General features: G+C 61.8%; 20 protein-coding genes. 8 read left to right on the top strand and 12 right to left on the bottom strand.

Annotated features, from left to right (window positions below; genetic code table 11):
• Positions 1 to 46: 46 nt before the first annotated feature.
• The 6 genes from ACGYLI_RS09765 to ACGYLI_RS09740 form a co-directional block, all read right to left on the bottom strand.
• On the bottom strand, positions 47 to 1,618 hold the full coding sequence (locus tag ACGYLI_RS09765; RefSeq protein ID WP_394419049.1) for an ABC transporter substrate-binding protein: 1,572 nt from the start codon (positions 1,616 to 1,618) through the stop codon (positions 47 to 49).
• 394 nt (positions 1,619 to 2,012) lie between these two features.
• Complete coding sequence (locus ACGYLI_RS09760) at positions 2,013 to 3,623, bottom strand: BCCT family transporter (protein WP_394419048.1); 1,611 nt, start codon at positions 3,621 to 3,623, stop codon at positions 2,013 to 2,015.
• Positions 3,624 to 3,669: 46 nt separating this feature from the next.
• Positions 3,670 to 4,797, bottom strand: coding sequence for a mechanosensitive ion channel family protein (locus tag ACGYLI_RS09755; protein ID WP_394419047.1), 1,128 nt, complete (start codon positions 4,795 to 4,797; stop codon positions 3,670 to 3,672).
• Positions 4,798 to 4,800: 3 nt separating this feature from the next.
• Entirely contained in the window at positions 4,801 to 6,402 is a 1,602-nt protein-coding gene (locus ACGYLI_RS09750; RefSeq protein WP_271689221.1) for a sodium:solute symporter, read from the bottom strand.
• A gap of 60 nt (positions 6,403 to 6,462) precedes the next feature.
• Complete coding sequence (locus tag ACGYLI_RS09745) at positions 6,463 to 7,230, bottom strand: PRC-barrel domain-containing protein (RefSeq protein ID WP_394419046.1); 768 nt, start codon at positions 7,228 to 7,230, stop codon at positions 6,463 to 6,465.
• Between the two features lie 92 nt (positions 7,231 to 7,322).
• On the bottom strand, positions 7,323 to 8,339 hold the full coding sequence (locus ACGYLI_RS09740; protein WP_271692114.1) for a sodium:calcium antiporter: 1,017 nt from the start codon (positions 8,337 to 8,339) through the stop codon (positions 7,323 to 7,325).
• Between the two features lie 207 nt (positions 8,340 to 8,546).
• On the opposite strand from ACGYLI_RS09740, the gene ACGYLI_RS09735 reads away from it, so the two are divergent.
• The 8 genes from ACGYLI_RS09735 to ACGYLI_RS09700 are packed head-to-tail and all read left to right on the top strand — an operon-like array spanning position 8,547 to position 16,821.
• Positions 8,547 to 9,158 (top strand): gluconate 2-dehydrogenase subunit 3 family protein, encoded by a 612-nt coding sequence (locus ACGYLI_RS09735; RefSeq protein WP_394419045.1) that lies wholly within the window; start codon positions 8,547 to 8,549, stop codon positions 9,156 to 9,158.
• Positions 9,158 to 10,942, top strand: a complete 1,785-nt coding sequence (locus tag ACGYLI_RS09730; RefSeq protein WP_394419044.1) for a GMC family oxidoreductase — start codon at positions 9,158 to 9,160, stop codon at positions 10,940 to 10,942. Before ACGYLI_RS09735 ends, ACGYLI_RS09730 begins: the two co-directional genes overlap by 1 nt.
• Before the next feature lie 22 nt (positions 10,943 to 10,964).
• The gene (locus ACGYLI_RS09725) at positions 10,965 to 11,783 is read left to right on the top strand and encodes a c-type cytochrome (protein ID WP_209217572.1); all 819 of its coding nucleotides are present in this window, start codon (positions 10,965 to 10,967) and stop codon (positions 11,781 to 11,783) included.
• A gap of 8 nt (positions 11,784 to 11,791) precedes the next feature.
• Positions 11,792 to 12,292 (top strand): c-type cytochrome, encoded by a 501-nt coding sequence (locus ACGYLI_RS09720; protein WP_394419043.1) that lies wholly within the window; start codon positions 11,792 to 11,794, stop codon positions 12,290 to 12,292.
• Positions 12,289 to 13,230, top strand: coding sequence for a cytochrome c oxidase subunit II (gene coxB, locus ACGYLI_RS09715; RefSeq protein WP_394419042.1), 942 nt, complete (start codon positions 12,289 to 12,291; stop codon positions 13,228 to 13,230). Before ACGYLI_RS09720 ends, coxB begins: the two co-directional genes overlap by 4 nt.
• Positions 13,227 to 15,764 carry a cytochrome c oxidase subunit I gene (gene ctaD, locus ACGYLI_RS09710; RefSeq protein ID WP_394419041.1) on the top strand — a complete coding sequence of 846 codons (2,538 nt, stop codon included), beginning with the start codon at positions 13,227 to 13,229 and terminating at the stop codon, positions 15,762 to 15,764. Before coxB ends, ctaD begins: the two co-directional genes overlap by 4 nt.
• Positions 15,761 to 16,090: a hypothetical protein gene (locus ACGYLI_RS09705; RefSeq protein WP_067267230.1), complete on the top strand. Its 330-nt coding sequence runs from the start codon at positions 15,761 to 15,763 to the stop codon at positions 16,088 to 16,090. Before ctaD ends, ACGYLI_RS09705 begins: the two co-directional genes overlap by 4 nt.
• Positions 16,091 to 16,104: 14 nt before the next feature.
• A complete protein-coding gene (locus ACGYLI_RS09700) occupies positions 16,105 to 16,821 on the top strand; it encodes a cytochrome c oxidase assembly protein (protein WP_394419040.1) in 717 nt (238 codons plus the stop codon).
• 5 nt (positions 16,822 to 16,826) lie between these two features.
• Here the strand turns inward: ACGYLI_RS09700 and ACGYLI_RS09695 are convergent, their stop codons facing one another.
• The 6 genes from ACGYLI_RS09695 to ACGYLI_RS09670 all read right to left on the bottom strand — a co-directional run bounded on the left by ACGYLI_RS09695 (position 16,827) and on the right by ACGYLI_RS09670 (position 22,783).
• Complete coding sequence (locus ACGYLI_RS09695; RefSeq protein WP_394419039.1) at positions 16,827 to 17,468, bottom strand: potassium channel family protein; 642 nt, start codon at positions 17,466 to 17,468, stop codon at positions 16,827 to 16,829.
• A 10-nt stretch (positions 17,469 to 17,478) separates the two neighbouring features.
• Positions 17,479 to 18,948, bottom strand: coding sequence for a TrkH family potassium uptake protein (locus ACGYLI_RS09690; RefSeq protein WP_394419038.1), 1,470 nt, complete (start codon positions 18,946 to 18,948; stop codon positions 17,479 to 17,481).
• 36 nt (positions 18,949 to 18,984) lie between these two features.
• Complete coding sequence (locus ACGYLI_RS09685; protein WP_394419037.1) at positions 18,985 to 19,680, bottom strand: c-type cytochrome; 696 nt, start codon at positions 19,678 to 19,680, stop codon at positions 18,985 to 18,987.
• A gap of 3 nt (positions 19,681 to 19,683) precedes the next feature.
• On the bottom strand, positions 19,684 to 20,118 hold the full coding sequence (locus tag ACGYLI_RS09680; RefSeq protein WP_394419036.1) for a c-type cytochrome: 435 nt from the start codon (positions 20,116 to 20,118) through the stop codon (positions 19,684 to 19,686).
• Between the two features lie 3 nt (positions 20,119 to 20,121).
• Positions 20,122 to 21,726 carry a flavin monoamine oxidase family protein gene (locus ACGYLI_RS09675; protein ID WP_394419035.1) on the bottom strand — a complete coding sequence of 535 codons (1,605 nt, stop codon included), beginning with the start codon at positions 21,724 to 21,726 and terminating at the stop codon, positions 20,122 to 20,124.
• A gap of 88 nt (positions 21,727 to 21,814) precedes the next feature.
• Positions 21,815 to 22,783, bottom strand: coding sequence for a Gfo/Idh/MocA family protein (locus tag ACGYLI_RS09670; RefSeq protein WP_394419034.1), 969 nt, complete (start codon positions 22,781 to 22,783; stop codon positions 21,815 to 21,817).
• Positions 22,784 to 22,789: the final 6 nt, after the last annotated feature.

The raw sequence follows: 22,789 nt of genomic DNA, 5'->3' as shown, positions 1-22,789 counted from the left end.
GCGGGAAACGGACGGCCCTTGGGGGCCGCCCGCGTGAAGCTGTGGCTTAGGACATCCACCAGCGTTCGATGAAGCGCTGGCTGTCGAGATCCCACATCTCGGACACTTCCTCGGGCATCTGAACGCTTTCGCTCATGGCCGAGACATACTGACCGAAGGCCGGGATCAGCGCGCCGCCCTGCTCTTTCACGATCTTCTGCATCTCGCCGTACATCTCAGCCCGGCGGGTCTGGTCCAGCTCGGGCCGGGCCTGCAACAGCAGCTCATTGAAGCGCTCATTGTCCCATTTGGTCTCGTTCCACTCCGCATCGGCGGCGTAGCCGGTCGAGAACATGAGGTCAGGCGTCGGACGACCACCCCAATAGGAGCAGCAGAAGGGCTTTTGCAGCCAGACGTTCGACCAATAGCCGTCATCCGGTTCGCGCTTCACGTCGATGTTCAGCCCCGCAGGCCGCGCGCTTTCGGCAAAGAGCACGGAGGCATCCACCGCCCCGTTGAACGCCGCATCCGAAGTCGAGAGCGTCACGTCGAGGCTTTCCAGCCCCGCCTGTTTCAGATGGTACTTCGCCCGCTCCGGATCATAGGTGATCTGTTCCAGATCGTCGTTGTAATAGGGCATGGAGCGGGAGATCGGTTGGTCATTGCCCACGGTGCCATAGCCGCGCAGAACCTTCTCAATCATGTCTTCGCGGTTGATGCCGTATTTCAGCGCCATGCGCACGTTCATGTCATCGAACGGGGCTGTGTTGGTCTGCATCGGCATGATGTAATGCAGCGTGCCGTCCTGGGTGTGGATCTTCACATTGGGCGCGCGGCCCAGAAGGTTGATGGTTTTGAGGTCGGGCCGGTCGATCAGATCGACCTCACCGGTCATCAGCGCGTTCATCCGGGCCGCCGGGTCGCCGACTTTCAGGATCACGACCTTGTCGAAATGCGCGCGGCCTTCTTTCCAGTAGTCATCGCGGCGCGAGAGTTCGACCCGCACGCCCGGCTCGAAGACATCGATCACATAGCCGCCGGTGCCGATGCGGCTGTTGGGGTCAATCGTGCCATCGCCGGTGTCTTGGCGAATGCCGAGGTGGTAATCATTGAAGATGAACGGGAAATCCGCGTTGCCCGCGGCCAGTTCAAAGATCACAACCTTATCGCCATCGGCGCGGATATCGGTGATCTGCTCAAGCAGCGGTTTGATACCGGATTTGGATTCGGGCCCCATGTGGTGACGGATCGAAGCGATCACGTCATTCGCCGTGGCCGTCTTGCCGTCCGAGAATTGCGCATTTTCGCGCAGGCGGAAGGTCCATGTGGCCGCATCGCTGCTGGCCTCAAAGCTCTCGGCAAGGTCGGGCTGGGCGGTGCCGTCGGGGGCGATCTCGGTCAATGTGTTGAAGACCGCATAGCCGCTGGCGAACATGAAGTCGTTGTTGAAGGTCGCAGGATCAAGGCTGTCGGAGGTCGAGCCTTGGGTAAAGCCCACCCGCAGGGTGCCGCCCTTCTTGGGTTGCGCCTGTGCCCGCGCTCCGCGTGGCAGGATAAGCCCTGCCCCCACGGCGGCGGCGGTCCCGGCTAGAAAGCTGCGACGGCTCGGGCCGGTTTGACGGTTTGTGAAATTGGTCATTGTATCCCCCTTTGTTTGTTTTCTTGCTCGAACGCTCTGACAAAGCGCTCGGCGTCTTGCTGCGGTGCCGCGTCATTGGCCGCCGCCCTCGCACTGGCGTGGGCGCTTTGCCCAGCCGCAGGCGCGGTCGAAACACGCGGCCAAAGGATGGCGCGCGCCCCTCTGCGCTGCGATCCGTCGCGGCATTTCGCCCGCCGCAACGATCTTGGCCATAGGCATAGCCGGTTCCGACGCCGGGGTATAGATACCCCGGTCGCCTGTCGCGAAGTTACGTTACGGCTAGTGATGTTTTACCGGAAGATCAAGATGTTAAGGGGTGGCGGGTGGGAGACCTCCCCCGCCACCCCTCCTGCGACCGCTGCAAACCGGCGGTCAGTCGGGGCCGCAAACCGCCTTAAAAATCCCCTAGCTTTGGCCGCCCGTTGACCGAAACATTGTCGATATCCTCAAGCTTAAAGCCGCGCACCAAGGACGGTATCATCATGCAGACCAGCACAAAGATCGGCAGCCCCACCACGGTGATCACCTGCTGCAAAGCGGTGAGCCCAGTGTCGCCCGTCAGCAGGATCAGCATCGCCGCGACCAGCCCTTCGGCAAGGCCCCAGAAAACCCGCTGGCGCACGGGGCCGGGTTTGGCATGGCCGGTGCAGAGCATATCGACGACCAGTGAAGCGGAGTCCGACGAGGTGGCAAAGAAGATCGCGACGATGATGATCGCCACGCCTTGGACGAAGAGCGTGAAGGGGAAATGCTCAAGAAAGACGAAAAGCGCGAGGGGGATGCTCTCTGCCACCGCCCGGCTGATCTCGCCCGCCTGATCGCCCATCGCTTCCCGCGCCGCCGTGCCGATGCCGTCAAAGCCGATGGCCTGCCAGCCGAAGATCGAGAACCAGATCAGCGTGAAGGCCGTGGGCGCAAGCAGGACACCAAAGACAAATTCCCGAATGGTCCTGCCCCGTGAAATCCGCGCCACGAACAGCCCGATGAAGGGCGACCAAGTGACCGTCCACGCCCAGTAAAAGACGGTCCAATCCCCTTGCCAGCCCCAATCCCCGTTCGACGGGTTTCGATTGGCCAGCATATCGTTCCAAAAGGCCAGCCGTGGTAGGTTTTGCAGATAAAGCCCCGCGGTTTCTACGATGCCGCGCAAAAGAAACAGGGTCGATCCGGTCACCAGCACAAAGATCATCAGCAGAACTGCCATGCCGATGTTGATGTTCGACAAGAGCTTCACCCCGCTGTCGAGCCCCGCCACGATTGAGCCGACAGCGACCATGGTCAGCACGGCGAGGATCATGATCTTCAGAAAGGTCGAAGCATCCCAGCCAAAAAGCTCGGACAGCCCCGCCGCGATCTGCGAAGAGCCGAGACCGAGAGACACCGCCACGCCGAAGATCGTGCCCAAGATGGCCACGATATCAATGGCTTTGCCCACCGGCCCGTGAATACCCTCACGCAGCAGGGGATAAAAAACCGAGCTGACGCGCACCGGCAGATCATAGCGGTTGATGAAATAGGCGAAGGCCAGACCGGGCAGCGTGAAAATCGCCCAAGTGTGCAGCCCAAGGTGATAGATCGCGATTGAAATCGCATCTTTCGCCGCCTGTTCCGAATAGGGTTCTACCCCCGGCAGGGGCGGTTTTTGAAAATGGCTGATCGGCTCGGCCACGCCCCAGAACATAAGAACGGTGCCGATGCCCCCGGCAAAAAGCATGGTGAACCACGACAGGTTCGAATACTCCGGCTCAGAGCCTTTCGGCCCCAATCGGATATGGCCGTGGCGCGACGCGGCGGCCCAAATCAGAAAACCCAGCCAGACATTCACGCCCAGAATGAAGAACCAGCCAAGATTGGTGACGACCCAAGCCCTACCCACGGCAAAGATGTCTCCGATGGGTTCGGGCACCGCGATCAACAGCAGAACGAAAAGCGCGGCGAGCCCGGCTGAAATGAAAAAGATGACCGGGTCCGTTTTCAGACCAAGACGCCGTGCGAGATTTTCCACCTATTTTTCCTTTGTTGTTCGTTTCCTTGGTCGGCTTTGGGCCCTTTTAGGGCGTCACCGGAGCCTCACCTTTCGATGACATGTCCGGCTCATCACGGCTGCGGATCTCCATATTCCCGCGCAGACGCGGCAGGGCTTGGGGATGCTCTTTTTGCAGCCAGTCGATCATCTTCTCGCGGATTTCACAGCGCAGATCCCATGCCTGTGGTGAGGTCCGGGCGCTAACAAGACCGCGCACGGCGATACTGTCTTTCTCGGTCTCGGAAACCTGCAGGTTGACCACCTGCCCGTCCCATAGGGGGGAGGCTTTGGCCAGTTCCTCAAGCTTCGCGCGCATTTCGCCAATCGGCACCGTGTAATCGAGATACCAAAACACCGTCCCGATGATCGACGCGCTTTCGCGGGTCCAATTCTGAAACGGCTTTTCGATAAAATAGGACAGCGGCACCACCATGCGCCGCCAATCCCACAGACGCACGACGACATAGGTCGCGAAAATCTCTTCGACCCAGCCCCATTCGTCTTCGACGATCACCACATCTTCGAGTCTGATGGGCTGGGTGATGGCGATCTGAAGCCCCGCGATCAGATTGGTCAACACCGGGCGGGCCGCCAGCCCAACCACCAGCCCCGCCGCCCCGGCCGAGGCGAAAAGCCCGGCCCCGTATTTCTGCACGCTTTCAAAGGTCAGCAAAACGCCAGCGGCGGTGAAAATCCCCAAGATGATGGTCACGGTCCGGCGCAGCACGCGCGCTTGGGTCACGAACTTGCGGGCAGAAAGATTGTCTTCGACGTCCAACCGATGCCGCCGCACGGCGCGTTCGGCGAAATGATTGGTCAGCAGGATCAGCGTCCAGCCGACGAGGATGATCAGCAAGACCAGAAACAGATGCGCCGCCCCATCCTGCCAGCCGTAAAGCCGCACATTGGGCAGAACCCAAGCAAGCGCTGCGACCACGGCGGCAAGGCGCAGCGGCCTGCGCGCCCGGCGCAGCAAGGACCGCCCGGTGATGTTCTTTTCCGAGATCACGCGGTCGAGAACACGGTATCCGATCCAATGCACCGCCAGCCCCGCCGCACAGGCCAGAAGCACGGCAAGCAGGGGGCGGACGAAATCGGGCGCGGCTTCAAGCTGCGTCGCAACACCTGTCGCTATGCGGTCCAGCGTCTCCATCGCTTAGGCCCACCAAACCACCATCGCCAGCGTGGCCACAACAAGCAGCCCGGCCCAGAGGGTGCGATCCTGCCACAGCGGTTTCTCCCATTGGGTAAAGATCTCCTTGGCCTCTTCCCCCTGCCAAACGAGGTCTTCGATATTCTCTTTTTCCTTCGGCGAGGTGGCGTAGGAAATACCGAAATGCAGGATAATCCCGATGGTCATCATGATCGAGGACATCACCGTATAGTGGATTTCCGGCAGCCCCATATAGGCCCAGTAATTCGTCACCTCTTTCAACACGAAAAGCGGAATGCCGATGATGAGGCCAAACATGATCGTCCAAAACGCGCCGTTGCCGTTCAACCGTTTGAACATCAGGCCGAGGATATAGACCACCACGATGGTCGGCACGATATAGGACAGCGAGGATTGGAAATAGCTGAACAGGCTTTCAAACCCGGCAATCATCGGGGCATAGATCGCGCCAAAGACCATGACGCCCGCGGTGACCAGTTTGCCCATCCAGACCTGACGCTCTTCGCTCACGTTGAACATCGGCTCGGCAAAGTCCTTTACCACCAAGGTCGAGGCAGAGTTCAAGGCGGAGTCGAGCGAGGACATGATCGCCGCGATCAGTGCCGCCATGATCAGCCCGCGCACGCCAATCGGCATCAGCTCAAACGCCAGCGTAGGGAAAGCAAGGTCAGGCGTCTCAAGATCGGGGTAGAGCTTGAGCGCGATCACCCCCGGCAGCACCATCAAAAAGATGTTCGGCAGTTTCAGGAAACCGGCGAAGATGGCCCCGATCTGCCCTTCTTTCAGGTCCTTCGCGCCCAGCGTCCGCTGCACGACGAACTGGTTGATCGTCCAATAGTAAAAGCCGAGCAAGATAACGCCCAAAAGCCCCGTCCACGGCAGGAAATCATCGTCCGCGGGCAGGATCATATGGGTCATATCTTCGGGCGTGCCGGTGAACAATTCCTCCCAGCCGCCGATCTCATCAAGGCCGATCCAGAACAGGGCGGCGGCCCCGATGATCAGCAAGATCGCCTGCACCGTATCGGTCACGACCACCGCCGATAGACCGCCCAGAATGGTGTAGATGCCCGCCACCAAAGCCAGCACGGCGACAGCGGCCCAAAGATTGAGGTAGCCGGTGACATTCGAGATCACCAGACCGCCTGCATAAAGCGCGCCCGCCGTGTCGATGAACATGATGGCGAGGATGGTGAAAAGCGAAAACGCCCGGCGCGAACGGACGTCATAGCGTTCTTCCAGAAATCCCGGCACGGTCGAGATTTTGGCCCGCAGGTAAGACGGCAGAATGAATATCGCGAATAGGATCAAGACCAGCGCCGCGGTCCATTCGTAATTGAAGATTACGACGCCATTCGCATAGGCCCCGCCCATCAGCCCCACAAAGCTGGAGCCGGACATGTTGGAGGCAAAAAGCGAGAAGCCGATCAGATACCAAGGCAGGGAGCGCCCGGCGAGGAAGTAATCCTCGGACCCGCCGGATTGTTTGCGCGAAACGTAAATACCATGGGCAACGACACCGATAAAATACGCCACCACAATCGCATAGTCGATGAGGTGTAGATCAAATTTCGCGCTCTCCATCATGCTCTCCTAAAATATTCTTTGCGCCTAATTCCGAGGTTGGCCCGCGCGGCCACTGGCTCAGTTATCCTCTTCCCAAGGCTCCATTTCCTGCAATTGCTTCTCGGTCGCCGAGACATAGGCTCGCAGATCGTCCCCGCCCAAACGGCGCAACTCGATCATATCCAGCGGCACGGCGACCTGCGTTTCGCCCAAGCCAAGGAAGCCGCCGATGTCGAGGATCACCATCTTGATCTGGCCATCTACGCTAAAGGTGACCTGCGAAATCTCACCGATCCAATTGTCGTTCTGGCCAAAGGCCGCGAGTCCTAGAAATTCTTCCGAATCCAGATCGCTCAATTTAACGATCTCGATCTTTTCGCCACCTTCGCGCATATCGGCGGCCCGCAGACGCACGTCGTCTTCGTTGTATTCCGGGGCGGCCTTCAGGTCTTCTTTCTGCCCGGTATAGAGCAGGAAGAACTCGTTCACTTCATCCGCGTCCGGCAGGAAACGCAGATCATCAAGGGACAGCACCCGCGTGACCCCTTTGCCGAGAAATCCGCCCGCATCGACGATGATGCCGCGCAGTGTTCCATCGCGGCTGATGACCACTTCAGAGATTTGCCCGGCCATGGTCCAGCCTTCCATGGGTTCTTTCAATTCTTCGAGGTCGATCTCGGCCAGCGGCTCATCCTTTGCGGGCAAAAACAGCTTGTGGCCATTCAGGCTCGACAAGGCGATCATCGTGTCTTGGGGAATGAATTGCGGTGTCTCAGTCTCGGATCGCAGTGCCGTGGCGGCGAGGCTGCCAATCAGCGTAATTGCTAAAAGCGGCGCGTTTCTCATGATTATCTCCTGCTGAAAATTCGGTCGGGCAAAGCCGGTATCATCATAGGAGTAACGGGATTTTGATGAGATAGTTCCCTTGTTACGTGAATTTAGAGAACCTGCACCGCAAGCGCGCCTGCGTAGATCACCAGAAGGCCGATACTCTCCCAACCAATCCCTTTGCGCTGCCGGAAGATCAGGCCAAGGATCAGAACCGCCGTCATCATCATCGCCACGGTGAGCCAAAACAGGTCATCCGCAGTGATCGCGTGATAGAGCGATCCGTCGCGATAGCCGATATCTGATAGTGTCAGGAACAGCGTGTCGAACGTATTGCCGCCGATGATCCCGCCCACGGCCAATTGCAGCGCCCCGCGCCGCACCGCGACGAGGGTGGTCACAAGCTCGGGCAGAGAGGTGAGCACCGCCGTCATCGTGGCCCCCACCACGGTATCCGACAGGTCGAACCGGTCCGAGATTTCCGCCGCGATCCGCGCCACGGCGAAGCCGGAGAGGCCCATCAGCACCAGCAAGATCAGAAAGGGCACCACCAATGCGCCCACGGGTTTCTCGGCCTCTTCGTCATCCTCCGGTTCATCCGCGCGGGTGTCCGAGGTGGATACCGGATGCCACATCGGCTCTTCCCGCAGCCGGGCGGTGGCCCGCATGCCATAGGCGTAGAGCGCGAACAGCGCGACACTGGCGGGATGGATGCCCCAGAACGCCACCTCCGGCGCGGTGAAGGCCATCAGCGGCACCGTCAGCAAAAGCAGCAGCAGCCCCGCCTGAAAGACATTGGCCAGATCAGCCGCCGCATGTTCAAGGTTGGCCCTACGGTAAATCATATCCGCTAAGGCCAGAAAGGCCGTCTGCGCCGCGATCCCCCCGATGCCGTTCGAAAAGGCCAATGAGGCCCGCCCGTCCAGCGCCGAGGTCAGTGAGACGACGGTGCCAGACATGGAAGTGGCAGCGCCGAGCAAAGCCGCGCCAACCAGCGCCTCCCCCCAGCCGGTCCGGTCCGCGATCTGGTCGCTGAGCCCCGTCATACGGTAGCCGGTCACGAGAATGACAAGCCCGGCGAGGCCGCCAAGAGCGAAGAGGATCGGGGTGGAAAGGCTTGCAAACATGCCCGGTCAACGCGCGAGGGGGCGATCCGTTCGCGCGAATTAGTGAAAAAGTTCACAAAGTTCCGGAACCCCACGGGAAGTTTACCGTTGTTGTGATGCAGACCTATTTTTCAAGCGGAGCCGCAATTTATGGCAAAGCTCTTTTCACGGCGAGCTATTTTAGCCCAAATCGCACTTGGTACAGGTGCCGCGACAGTCGGATTGCCGGTGCAACACGCCTTTGCCGCCCGCGATGATCGGCCTTGGGCGTTTTTCACGAATGACGAAGCGCGGTGGATGGCCGCCGTGGTCGATGTTTTCATTCCCCAAGATGAGTTTCCCTCGGCCTCGCAAGCCGGTGTCGTCGACTTTATCGATTACCAGATGGCCACGGCCTATGGCGCGGGGAAAGGGCTCTACCTTGAGCCGCCTTTTCCCGATGGGGCTGTGGCCGAACAGGGGTATCAGCTTGAGTTCACACCGGCCCAACTCCTCCGCCAGGGGATAGAACAGGCCCGCCAATTGGGGGATTTTGCCACGATGGATGCCACCGCCCGCGCCGATCATGTCGAAGATCTATCGAACCGGGATGATTTTATCGGCACCCTGATCGCCGAATTGTGGAAGCTGACGCGGCAGGGTTATTTCGCCGATCCGATCTATCTGGGCAATCATGATTACGCCGGCTGGCGCATGGTCGGGTTCCCGGGGGCGCATGCCTATTACACTGAGCGGGTGGATGAACACGAACGTTCGGTCACGCCGCCGCCGCGCGGCATTGCCCATGATCGTGGCGGCTCCCCCTACCCGCCCCGCGCGATTGGCGGAGGGTCTGACTGATGGCACCCAGAACGCTTCCCAAAACCGATGTCTTGATCATTGGCGGCGGCTGGACCGGTCTGACCGCCGCCTACGAATTGGCCCATGCCGGGCAGCGCTGCGTCGTGCTGGAGCGGGGCAAGCAGCGCCATACCGCCACATCCTTCGGCGCGCCCGAGGAACATGACGAACTCAAATACGCCCACCGTTACGAGCATATGGTCGACGTCAAGAAAGAGACGCTGACCTTTCGCAATAACCGTGACCAGCAGGCACTGCCGATGCGGCGGCTGGGGTCGTTCCTGCCCGGATCGGGCCTTGGCGGCGCGGGCATCCATTGGAACGGCCAGCTATGGCGGCCCCTGCCCTCTGACCTTGAGATGCGCAGCCATTACGAAGAGCGCTACGGCAAGGATTTCATCGGCCCCGACCTCAGCATTCAGGACTGGGGCGTCACCTATGATGAGCTTGAACCGCATCTCGACTTTTTCGAACGGATTTGCGGAGCCGCCGGGCAGGCTGGCAACCTAAACGGCGACGCACTTGCCGGGGGGAACGTCTTTGAGGGGCCGCGCAGCGCGGATTACCCCAACCCGCCAATGCGCCAGCCCATCTCCAACACGCTCTTTGGCAAGGCGGCCGAGCGGATGGGGTTGAACCCCTTCCCCATGCCTTCGGCCAATGTGACCAAAGCCTATGTGAACCCCTATGGCGCGCAGCTGCACCCCTGCACCTATTGCGGCTTTTGCGAGCGTTTCGGCTGCGGCTACTACGCCAAGGCCGACCCGATCATCTGCGTCTATGACCGGATCAAGGACCACGAGAATTTCGAGATCCGCCTGAACGCACAGGTGCTGCGCATCGAGAAAAGCGAAGACGGCAAGACCGCGACCGGTGCGATCTATCTTGATGAGAACGGCGAAGAGGTCTTTCAGCCCGCCGATACGATCTGCATGAACGCCTATGCGCTGTGGAACGTGCATCTGATGCTCGTCTCCGGCCTTGGCAAACCCTATGACCCCGAAACCCGCACCGGTGTGGTGGGCCGCAATTACAGCTATCAGACCGTTGCCGGGGTCGATGCCTTTTTCGACGATAGTGTGAAGACCGACCCCTATATGGGCGCGGGCGCGCTCGGCGTAGTGATCGACGATTACAACGGCGACAATTTCGACCATAGCGATCTGGGCTTCGTCGGCGGCGGCTATATCGCCTGCAAGCAGTACCATGGCCGGCCCATCGGCTATCAGCCGGTGCCCGAGGGCACGCCGAAATGGGGCGCGGAGTGGAAACGCGCGGTGCGCGAAAACTACAACCATCACGCCGATTTGGTGGTGCATGGCTCTTCGGTCTCGACGCCCGAGAATTACCTCGACCTCGATCCAACATGGACCGATGCCTATGGCCGCCCGCTGCTGCGCATGACCTTCGATTTCCCCGAGAATGACCGCAAGATGTCGGACTATGTGATGCAGCGCGCGATGGAGGTCGCCCGCGAGATGGACAATGTGACTTCCGTCAGCGGCAGCAACAACGCGGCGATCGACAGCCACTATGACATCGTCCCCTATCAGACCACCCATAACGTCGGCGGCGCGGTGATCGGCACCGACCCCGAGACCAGCGTGGTCAACCGCTATGGCCAGATGTGGGACCATCACAACGTCTTCGTCTTCGGTGCCTGCCTGTTCCCGCAGAACCTCGGCTACAACCCCACCGGGCCGCTGATGGGCCTCGCCTATTGGACACTCGAACACATGAAACGCGACTACCTGCCGAACCCCGGCCCCTTGATGGATGCCTAAGACAGATCGAAAGGACCGCCCCATGACATTCCGTACCGTTCTGACGACCTGTAGCGCGATCGCCGTTCTCGGCATTTCCGCCGGTTTCATCCGCGCCCAGAATTACGAGGCCGCCCCCGGCATCTCGGCGATGGAGCAACGTTTGCAAGACGACGTTCTGCGCTTCAACGCGACAGTGAACACCGAGGTCGACGACGATGTGCTGGAACTTGGTCGGCTGGTCGCCATGGGCGGATCCGAGGCGGGCGACAGCGGCATGGCCTGCATCACCTGCCACGGCGGCGATGGCGCGGGCGACGGCTCGGGCGCCTTCCCCCGGCTGGCCGGTCAGGCCGGGTGGTACACCTATAAGCAGCTCAAGGACTATGCCTCGGGCGACCGGCAGAACCGTGTCATGTCGGGCATCGCCAAGAAGTTGACCGAAGAAGAGATGGAGGCAGTCGCGGCCTACTACGCCACGATCTCGGCTCCCTACACCCCGCCCTTGGGCGATGTGGACGGCATGACATTGCAATGGGGCGGCCAGCTTGGCGCTGTCGGCTCGGCTGAGCGCGGCGTGCCCGCTTGTGTAAATTGTCACGGGCCAAGCGGCCTCGGCAACCCGCCTTCGGTGCCCTACCTTGCCGGGCAATATGCCAGCTACATGGCGCATCAATTGCAGATGTGGAAAGAGGGCAAGCGCGACAATGACGTGGACAACGTCATGTCCGCCATCGCCAAGAAGATGACCCAGAAAGACATCGACGCCGTCAGCGCCTATTACAACCGTGTCCGCCCGACGCAGCCGCTGCCGCCCGAGACGTCACCGCTGTTGGAGCCTTCCACGGCGCCGACGCAGTGAGCTGAGGCATGCGCGTCTTCACCGTCATATCGGTTCTGCTGCTGACCGGCCTCGCGATGGTCTGGTCGGCCCTGCCGCCGCAAAGCAGCTTTGCCGCCGCAGTGGCCGATCCGATGCGAGAGGCCTCTCGGCAGGTTTCGGACTGGGCCCGGATCAACATTCGCCAAGGACTGGTGGAAAAGACCCCGGATTACGAAGCCGCCTCGCGCCGGTTTCTGGATGCCGACCCGCAGCGCGGGGTTGCCCTGATCCGGCTTCATGGCTGCGGCGCTTGCCACCGCGTGCCGGGGCTGCGCGATGCCCAAGGCACCGTTGGCCCCGACCTGCATGATTTCGCCCGACAATCCTATGTCGCGGGCGTTTTGCCGAACCGCCCCGGCGATCTGACCCGTTGGTTGATGAACCCGCCCGCCCATAGCCCTGAGACCGCCATGCCGAACCTTGGTCTGAAACGCGACGAAGCGCGCGACATTGCCGCCTATCTTCTGGGATCGGAGGTGCGCGAATGAGCGAGACCGCACAGTCCACGCTTGGCGAATACGGCGTGCAATCCGCCCTGGCGCCAGAGGGGGTCGGCGCCACGGCGATCAACGGGCTGACCATCGGCATGACGGTCGCTTTCGGCGTGGTCTTCGTGCTGCTGCTGCTCTTCGTCTGGAGCGTCCTCGCCGGTAAGCTCGCGCCGCGCAAATGGTGGATCTGGGCGGGGGGCATTGCCCTGCCGCTCGTCTCGGTGCTGATCCTGATGGGCTTTTCTACCGTCATCCTGCAACGCATCACCTTGGAAGACCCAGAAGCGCTGGTCATCGAAGTGACCGGCAAGCAATTCTGGTGGGACGTGGTCTATGACCCCGAAGGCTGGGCCATGCGCGGCGCCAATGAGATCGTCATTCCCAAAGGCCGCCCGGTAACCTTTCGGCTGAAATCGAGCGACGTGATCCATTCCTTCTGGGTGCCCAAGCTTACCGGCAAGATGGATATGATCCCGGGCCGGGTGAACAGCTTGCCGGTCATGGCGACCGAAACAGGGCGTTTTCGCGGGCAATGTGCCGAGTTCTGCGGGCTGTCGCACCCCAAGATGGCCTTTGAGGTCGTCGTGATGGAGCCCGAAGACTTCGACGCTTGGATGCAACGCAGCAGTGGCGAGGCGCGAGACGCGGCCACCACGGAGTTGACCCGCGGACGCGATGTCTTTGTCGAGGCGGGATGCCCCGCCTGCCATACCATCCGCGGCGTGGCTGAGACCGGAACGCTTGGGCCCGACCTGACCCGCGTGGGCGCGCGCGGCAGCCTTGGCGCGGGGATGTACCGCATGAACCAAGGCACGCTCGCGGGTTGGATCGCGGATCCGACCGCGATGAAACCGGGGGCCAAGATGCCTTCTTACAACCATCTGCCGGGGCCCGACCTGCGCGCGCTCTCGGCCTATCTGGCGAGCCTTAAATGACGGACCGTAAAGCATATGTCGTGGATCTGCCCGAGGATCAAACCTATTCCGGCAGCGCCAAGGGCGCGCCTGACAAGGGGTTCGAGCAGATTTGGGACGCCCCACCGGGCATCCGCTATCTGTCCTCGGTCAGTCACCGGGTGGTGGGCAAACGCTTCCTCGTCACCGGCTTCGTCTTTTTCCTGATTGCTGGTTTCCTCGCCCTGCTGGTGCGCACCCAACTCATCGTGCCGGACAACACCTTCCTTGATTCCGAGACCTACAATCAGGTCTTCACGATGCATGGGACGATCATGATGTTCCTCTTCGCGATCCCCATGCTCGAGGGGTTCGCGGTGCATCTCATCCCGCTCATGGTGGGCGCGCGCGACCTCGTGTTTCCGCGGCTCGGGGCCTTTGGCTATTACTGCTACCTGTTTGGCGGCATCATCGTGCTGTCGTCCTTCGTCTTCGACGCCGCCCCCGCGGGGGGCTGGTTCATGTATGTGCCGCTCTCGACCAGCGCCTATACGCAAGACCTCTCGGCGGATTTTTGGCTCATCGGCATCACCTTTGCCGAGATCGCCAGCGTGACCGCGGCGGTGGAGATCATCGCCGCGATCCTCTGCACCCGCGCGCCGGGGATGAGCCTGACCAAGATGCCGATCCTGATGTGGTATCTGCTGATCACCGCCTTCATGATCGCCGTAGGCTTTCCGCCGCTGATCATCGGTTCGATCCTTCTGGAGGCCGAGCGCCTTCTGGGCCTGCCGTTCTTTGACATCGCGCTTGGCGGCGATCCCCTGCTTTGGCAGCACCTGTTCTGGCTTTTCGGTCACCCTGAGGTCTACATCATCTTCCTGCCCGCCGCGGGCATGGTGGCCACGATGCTGCCGACCTTCGTGGGAAAACCGCTTTTCGGCTATGGGTTTGCCGTCGCGGCGGTGGTGACGATGGGTTTTCTCAGCTTCGGTCTCTGGGCGCACCATATGTTCGCCACGGGTCTGCCGGTGATGTCGCTGACGCTGTTCTCCGCCGCCTCTACGATGGTGGCGATCCCAACGGGGGTACAGATTTTCTGCTTCCTCGCCACGCTGGCGCAGGGAAAACCGCGGATGGAGGTGCCGATGCTCTTCATCCTCGGCTTCCTGTTCATCTTCGTGTTGGGCGGCCTCACCGGCGTGATGGTGGCCGCCGTGCCCTTCAACCTTCAGGCCCATGACAGCTACTTCGTGGTGGCGCATCTGCACTATGTGCTGATCGGCGGCTTCGTCTTCCCGATGTTCGGCGCGCTCTACTACTGGATGCCGCATTTCACCGGGCGGATGATGTCGGACACGCTGGGCCGCTGGGTCTTTTGGCTGATGTTCATCGGGTTCAACGTAACCTTCTTCATGATGCATCTCACCGGCATGCGCGGCATGCCGCGGCGGATCGCCAGCTACCCCGAGGGGCTGGGCTGGGACCGGCTTAACATGCTGTCGTCGATCGGCTCTTACATCCTCGCCGCGGGCGTGGTGCTCTTTGTCTTCGACTTCTTCTGGCACCAGCGTCACGGGCTGCGGGCGCGGCGCAACCCGTGGGGCGCGGGCACACTCGAATGGCTCTATCCGCCGATCCCGCCGGGGTTCAACTTTCACGCCATTCCCACCGTCCGCTCGCGTGAGCCGCTTTGGGATCAGCCCGAGCTGCTGGACCGCCCGGCGCATAAGGTGGAAGGCGCGCTGCGCCCCACCACCGACCACCGGCGCGAGACTATGGGCAATGACCCCGTGACCGGCGCGCCGATGCAGATCGTGCGCCTGCCCCATCCGACATGGGTGCCGCTGATCACGGCCTTCGGTCTGGCGCTTGGCTTTGGCGCGACGCTGGCTTCGGCCTATTGGCTGGTGGCGGTCGGTTTCGCCATCGCGCTGGCGGGGATCACCGCGTGGATTTGGGAGCCGTCGGACAGCGGCGTGCTGCGCGACAGCGGCTTGGGCAAACTCCGCCTGCCTGTCAATATCGTCGATCCGCGCAGTCACCTGCATTTGGCGGTGGTGGGCACCATGCTGATCTCCGCCGCGCTCTTTGCCTCACTGCTCTTTGCCGGGCTTTACCTGTGGAACACCCAGCCCCATTGGGCCGAGACGACACCCGCCGCCGATCCGCTCATGGCGGGTCTGGCAGCCCTCGCCGCTTTGGGCCTGCTGCTGTTCAGTTGGGCCAGCCGCCGGGCGGCCTATGGGGCCAAGGTCAAATCGGTCATCGCCGTCGATCTGGGACTGGCCGTGGGGGCCATCGCCTTGGGCGCGCTGTTGTTCCTGTCGATCCAAGAGGTTGATCCCTATGGGTCGGCCTATGCCGCCGTGGGCTGGGCGCTTTTCGCCTTCGTGGCGGGATACCTTGCCGTGGTGCTTTACTGGTCGCTCATCAATGCGCTGCGCAAAGCCGTGGGCGCGGTCCAGCCGGGGCAGATGCTGCCCAACCTGCTCATCGCCACATTCGCCAAGGTGGTGGCCATCATGGGCGGGGTCACGGCGGCGGCCTATCTGCTGGCAGGAGGCGCGATATGAGAGGTCTGACCAAAGGCATCGCCAAACCGGCCCTGCTCTGGGCGCTGCATTTCACGCTGATCTACGCGCTGATCTCAGCCGCCTGTGCGCCGCGCGCGCTGCTGGGGCAGGACCATCTGCTGATCACCGCCGTCGTGCTGACGCTTGCCATGGCGATGGTGCAAATCTTTTGGATGTGGCGGGGCGCGCATAGCGGACGGCGGTCGGACCTGAACCGGGATGAGACAGCCCTTTTACGCGCCGGATGGTGGACCGGGCTGATCTCGCTCATTGCCACGCTCGCCAATCTTACCCCCGTGCTGATTCTGCCAGGCTGCCACGGATAGAGAGAGGACCCCTCATGCAACAGGACGCCTATACGCCATTCTGCGGCACACCGCCCCTCCCCGGTGAGCTGTTGACCCGCTGGACCCTCGACCCCTTTCTGCTGGTCGGGCTGCTGGCATTCGCGGCCTTGCTCTGGACGCGGGCCGAGCGGCGGGGCCAAGCGCTGAGCGGTGCTGCGCTGGTGGCCTTTTTGTTCATCTCACCGCTCTGCGCGGCCTCAATGGCGCTGTTCTCGGCCCGGGTGGGGCAGCATATTCTACTCACGCTGATTGCCGCACCGATGATCGCGGCGGCGCTGCCGAAGGTACGGCTGCCGCTCTGGCCCCTCGCCTTGGTCTTTGCCCTGCTGTTTTGGGGGTGGCACAGCCCGACGCCTTATGCGGCGACCTTGCAGTCCGACCTTGTCTATTGGGCGATGCATCTGTCGCTGACAGGCTGCGCGATTGCGCTCTTCATGGGGTTTCGCGGTGCCGGGGCGCAGGCGGCGGTGCCTGCGGTCTTTACCGCAGCACAGTTGACCGCCTTTGCGGTGACCCTCACCCTCGCCCCCACGGTGTGGCATGGCTGGCACGAGCTGACCGCCCTGCCCTATGGGCTTTCCGCCTTGGCTGACCAGCAACTGGCGGGCGCGCTGATGTGGGTCGCAGGCGGCGGGCTATTCATGGTGCTGGTGGCGCTTCAGGTGCGGCAACTGCTGCGGCACGACAGTTTGGCCCAAAGCGCGGGCTGAGCGGGTTAGCCTGCCGCGAAGGCTTTGGTCAGGTCTTCTTGCCTGTCGCGCGGCAGCACCACGATCAGAACGTCGCCCTCTTGCAGGGTGACATCCCGGCCCGGCAACTGCTCTTCCCCGTCGCGGATCAGCGCGACAAGACGGCCTTGCCCCGGCAGGTCCAACCGCTCCCCGGCCAAACGCTCGGGCACGGTGACACGGGTCAGCAGCAGATCGTCCTGGAGCAGCGGCTCTTTCATTGCCTCGTCATCGCCGGTCAGCATATCCACGATGTTTTCGGCGACCTTGGCATGGGGGTTGATCACATCGTCCAAACCCAATTCGCAACAGACCCGCAGCAGCGCATTTGAGGTGATCTGCGGGATCACCCGGCCATAGCCGATAGAGCGGCCAATGAGCGCCGCCAGAATGTTTATCTCGGAGGCGTTGGTTACGGCGATGCACACGTCGTCTTCGTCGCGGAAGGCCTCGCGCAGCACATCGGGGTTGCTGCCGTCACCCTCTATCATGCCGCAGTCGATCCGCTCTGCCGCTTGTTCTAACAACTCGCGCGACTTGTCGATCAACACGACTTCGCGGTCGGTTTCGATCAACTCCTCCGCAATGGCGAGGCCAAAGCTCGACGCGCCGATGATGACGATACGCATGGGTAATCTCCTAACTTGGGCGGGTCCAACTGCGCGGCAGCAAAAGCGCCAGCACCGCGATGAATTCCAACCGGCCCAGCCACATGGCAAAGGCGACCGAGAGTTTCAGATCGCCGGGCATGTCGGCTCCCACCGCCCCGGTTGAGAGGCCCACGGTCGAAAGCGCTGAAATCGTGTCGAACAAGGCGGGCAACGGGGGGTAGCCATGGGCCACGAAGTGAAACCACAAGAGCCCCGCAAAGCTGAAATAGATGAGCACCAGCGCCAAAAGCGACACAACCGCTTCGGTCGAGACGGGCCGGCCACTGTGGCGCAGGGGGGCGATGGCATGCTCCGTGAGCCGCACATGCTGCACCGCATGGACCACGGCGCCGATACAGACATGCAGACGGCTGAGCTTTAGCCCCCCCGCCGTCGATCCGGCATCGCCGCCCCAAAGCATCGCCAGCAACAGGATCAGCAACGCGGGACCGGCATCATAGACCGGCCCCGTGGAAAACCCCGCCGTTGTCAGCCCCGAAATCAGGTTCAGCGCATGGGCATAGAGCGTAAGTTCGCGATCTTGGGAGGTGGTCAGCACCGCGGCGAGGTAAATGACCAAGGCCACCGCAATCGCCACCAGCACCCGCTGGACCGAGCCGAGCTTCCAAGCCTCACGGTGCCGCCCCTGGCCGACAAAGACAAAGACCAGCAGCGATATCGCGCCCAAGACGCAGGACAGGATGACCATGCCCTGCCCCAGCGGCGTATAGCTCGCCAGACTGTCGGCGCGGGGCGAGAAACCGGCGGTCGAGATGGCGGCGAGGGTCAGCACCAGAGCCTCGCGCCAATCGGGGATCACCAGCATGGTCAGCAGCACCATGACCAAGGTCAGCGCGCTATAGACGGTCAGAAGCTGCCGCGCCTGCTCTCGGGTCGAGGAGATGCGATCCCCCTGCTGGATATCGACCCGCCCCAGACGCCGCGCAGGTCGCCCCCGCGGCAGCAGCAGGGCCAGCACCGCCGTAGCGATCACCAGACCGCCGCACCATTGCATCCAGCCGCGCAGGACGTGCCCCGCGAAAGGCCAGCTTTCCGCCTCCTGCGCGACGGTAAGGCCGGTGGTGGTGATGCCGCTCACCGCCTCGAAAAACGCATCTATGGGGGGCATGCCAAGGGTGACGAAAGCGGGTGTGGTCAACAGCGCGGCGATGAGAAAGACCAAGGCCACGGTCATCATCGCTTCCATCCCGCGCATGTCATCAGGCAGCGGGCGCGACCGCACCGCGACATGCACCATGCCCGAGAGGACAACCGGCGCGAGCAGGACCAGCGCCAGCAGCAAATCCCCCTCGGCCAATGCCCAAGCGCCGGGTGGCAGGCACAACGCACCAAAGATCGGCGCGTGTTTGCCGAGGGTCAGCGCAATTACACGCGGCCGCGCGACGGTCATCACGGTCGAGGATCCCGACCGGAAGAAAGAGGCCGGGCGAATTGCCATCAGCTTGGGGCCATCTGTATCCGTAGTGGTGTAGCTTTATTCCGCATCAGGCGGCGTCTGCTGGTAGTATAGGGCAACCGCGCGGATTTCCTCATCGCTAAGCGATTTGGCGATGTCTTCCATGACGTTAAGCGGCCCATTCGCCCGGTCGCCGTTCTGCCAAGCCACCAGTTGATCGGCGATATACTGCGCCGATTGCCCTGCCAAACGCGGAATCGCCGCGCCGCTTGTGTCGCTGCCACCGTGGCATTGGTTGCAGGCTGGCACGCTGTCACTGCCAGAGGCCGCAAGCGCGCCGCCCTGTTGCACCACATCGGTCGGGGCACCGTGATCGAACTTGGACAGTTTCGGCGCGACGGAGGCGTAGTAATCCGCCACGGCCAAACGCTCTTTTTCAGTCAACCGCGTGGCGATGGGCACCATGATCGGGGAAAACCGTTCACCCGCCATGAAGGCCTGAAGCTGCGCTTCGATATAGTCAGCAGGCAACCCGGCCAGACCGGGCATCTCGCCCAAGCCCGCACCCGCATCATCCAGCCCGTGGCAGGCCATGCATTTCATGCCGACACCGCCCTGCTGCGCGCCACCCGAGGCGACGGTGCGGCCCAAAGCGGTATCGGGGGCACGTTCCACGCCGCCATCATCGGCGTCGTCAAAGAGCGGTGGCGGAGACTGCGCCGCAGCGGCACAGGCCATGAGGGCGGCAAAGGGAACAAGAATTGAAAGTCGCATGGTCTACCCCTCCTCCAGATCGGCGAACTCGGCCCGCATACGCTTGACCTCTTCGGCGGTGACATCGCCTTCGTAGTCATTGCCCAAGTTGGTTTGGATGTAGGACACGATGGCGGCGACCTGTTCATCATCCAGCCAATCGGCAAAGGCCGGCATGGCGCCATTGCCTTCAAGGATCAGGTTCACCGGATAGCGCTTGTGACCCAGCCGCGGGTTGGCGGCCAAAGCGGGGTATTTCCCGGCCCCATATGCCCCCTCGCCCTCTGGCCCGTGACAGCCCGAACAGGCGCGGCGGTAAAGATCGGCCCCCTCGCGATCGGTGAATTTCTCAGTGGTGGAGCCCAGATCACGCCGGCCGACATCGACCTGAGAATTGTCCTCCTGCGCAAGGCCCGGCGTGGCGAGCGCCATGAGCAGGGGAAAGATCAGATAACGCATGGTTCAACCCTCCTTCACCGCGCGGTCATGGACCTGTCGCACCGCATCCAGAGCGGAGAGCAGAGAGCCTTCCTGCCAGCCCGGCAGATAGCTGATATGCTCCCCCGCGCAGACGAAACGGTTGTCCATGGTCGCGGCGATCTCATAATCGCGGCCCCGGTCATCCCAATCGGAATAACAGCCCAGCATCCACGGCACCCGGTGCCAGCTCAGCACCACACCGCTGCTGAATTCATCCCGGTACTGCGGGTGGATCCGCGCGCCTTGTTCCAGCACGGTTTCAAGCCGCTCTTCGGGCGACATCGAATTGAAGGCATAGGCATGCGGCCCATAGGCATAGCAGCCCAGCAACACACCCGGCCCATCGGAATGCATCTCAGCCGAGGGATAGCTGATCTCGGCAATCGGCAGGTCGGTCAGGGTGATGCCGCCGTAAATTTGCTCATCCCGTTCCCAAAAGCGGCGCTTCATCTCAAGCCCGGCTTTCACCGCCTCATGGTAATGCAGCGCCCGCATGACGCGGCGCATGTCGGCAGAGACATCGACATCAAGCTGGCTGAGCACGGTAAAGGGGATGGTGCAGATACAGTAATCCGCCGTTTCAACCCCGCCCTCGCCTTCGCCATCGGCGCTGGAATATTCCACCTCGACCCCGCTTTCAGTCTGCCGGATCCGGTCAACCTTGGCGTTATAGGTGATCGTATCCTCCACCTCGCGAGCAAAGGCATGGGCGATCTCTTCCATGCCGCCCACGGGCTGGAACATCGGCGCATGGTGGCGGTAGGTCGTGTGGTTGCGCATCTTTTCCCAAAAGCGGGATTTCAGCAGGTCTTCCAAGGCAATCGGCTCAGAAGGTTCAGGCGCGGCGTTGTAAAGCCCCCCGCCCGGCGCGCCATTCTCAGGATAGCCGCGGTATTCAGCGGTATCGAGACTGGCCTCATAGCTGTAATCATTGTTCAGGATGCCAAAGGATTTCAGGGATTCCAAAAGGATCTCAGTGTCCTCTTTGGTCAGCGCGCTATCAAGCCGCCCTTTATCGACCGATTTGGCCAGCAATTCCGTGATCTGGCCCACGTAATCCGCCCAAGCATGGCCATAGCGAATTGGTCTGCCGTCGAATGCCGTTTGCGAATGGAGATAGGCGTTTTGGTTTTCCTGAACGAATACTTCCAGCGGCACGTTCAACCGGTGGCAATAGTCCAAGAGCGCCAGATGGTGATGCGGAATGCGCCAAGGGCCGATGTTGATATATTGCCCTTTGGAGAATTCGACCTTTTGCTTATAGCCACCCAATTCTTCGAATTCATCGCCGCCTTTGAGGGTCCAACAGCGGCCCCCGGCGCGCTTTTGATACTCTAGGATGCTGACTTCGTAGCCCGCGTTGCGCAGCTCCAGCGCGGCGCACATGCCCGCAAGACCCGCCCCAAGCACAACAACCTTGCGCCCCTGAGGTGCGCCGGAAAGTTTGATGGGGCCTTTGTAAGGGCTTTGCCGGGCATGCCCGAGGGAGGACATGGCGTGCAACATGGTGGAGGAACCAGCGGCCAGACCGATCATTTTCAAAAGATCGCGCCGTGATGGGGGCCGGACGTTGGAGGGGTGGGACATAAAGACCGCTCCTATTTCAGGTAATTTTTTTGACCAATTAACGAAAGAACGCCCGCCGTAGGCCATTGTTCCAAGAAGATCGGAAAAATCACGATCCGCCGCGATTGAGGTTCATTGCATCAAGCATGGCATTGACCTGCGCGGCGTCCTGCGGCGGCACGAGGCCGGTCGCATCCTTGCCTTCCAAAGTGTCCAAGAACGGCTCCACCCCCTCGCCCGCATCAAGCGGGGGAAGCTCTATGCTCTCGACCGGTTTCTGCTGCCCTCTGAGGCCGAGGTCCAGCACGCCCGCCCGCAGACGCGCCCAACCGGCCTCGCCCACGATGTCCAACTCAAGACGCATTTCGCTATCCGTCCAGCCTGCCTCAACCACGCCGGTGGCGGGCGGGGCCGCGAAATGGATCAGGGCCGCGCCGTGGTCATCCACCGGCCAGCCAAGCGCGTTGCCCGTGACCGCATGGCCCGAGGCGATGGGGCCGACGAGCCATTGCAAAAGGTCGATGACATGCACCGCCTCATCCACGAACCCGCCATAGCAGGCAAGCGCCGGGTCGGTCATCCAGCAATCGAGGTCCAGCCAATCGGCATAGCCGCCGTCATGGGAAAAGCGTCCGCGGGCCTCTAACACCTGGCCCAATGCGCCCCGCGCGATACTGTCGTGCAGGTGGTTGAGCGCTGCGGACCTGCGCAGGAAATACCCCGTCGCCAAGACCAAACCCTTTTCGCAGGCCAAGTCAGCGCAGCGGCGCGCCGCATCGGCGCTGCCCGCCATGGGCTTTTCGACAAAGACCGGCAGACCGGCGTTCAGGGCGGCGGTGATGTCCTCCTCATGAAACACCGTTTCGCTGCACACAATCGCGCCGCGCACATCCAATCGGGCAAGATCAGACAAGGCCACCCGACTGGCCTTGAGCTGGCCACAAAGCGCCTCTTGGCGGGCCTCATCCCGGTCGAAAACCTGCGAGACGCGCCAGCCGCGCTGTTCGATATGCGCCAGATGGTCGGACAGATGCACATGCGCCCCGCCGAGCAGAACCAAATTCTTGTCAGTTGTCATAACTGT

This window comes from Sulfitobacter sp. 1A13421 (genome assembly GCF_043557285.1).
In the GTDB taxonomy this organism is placed as follows: Bacteria; Pseudomonadota; Alphaproteobacteria; order Rhodobacterales; family Rhodobacteraceae; genus Sulfitobacter; species Sulfitobacter faviae.
Note: the sequence above shows the minus strand (reverse complement) of the source record. Positions and strands in the feature narration are given on the sequence as shown.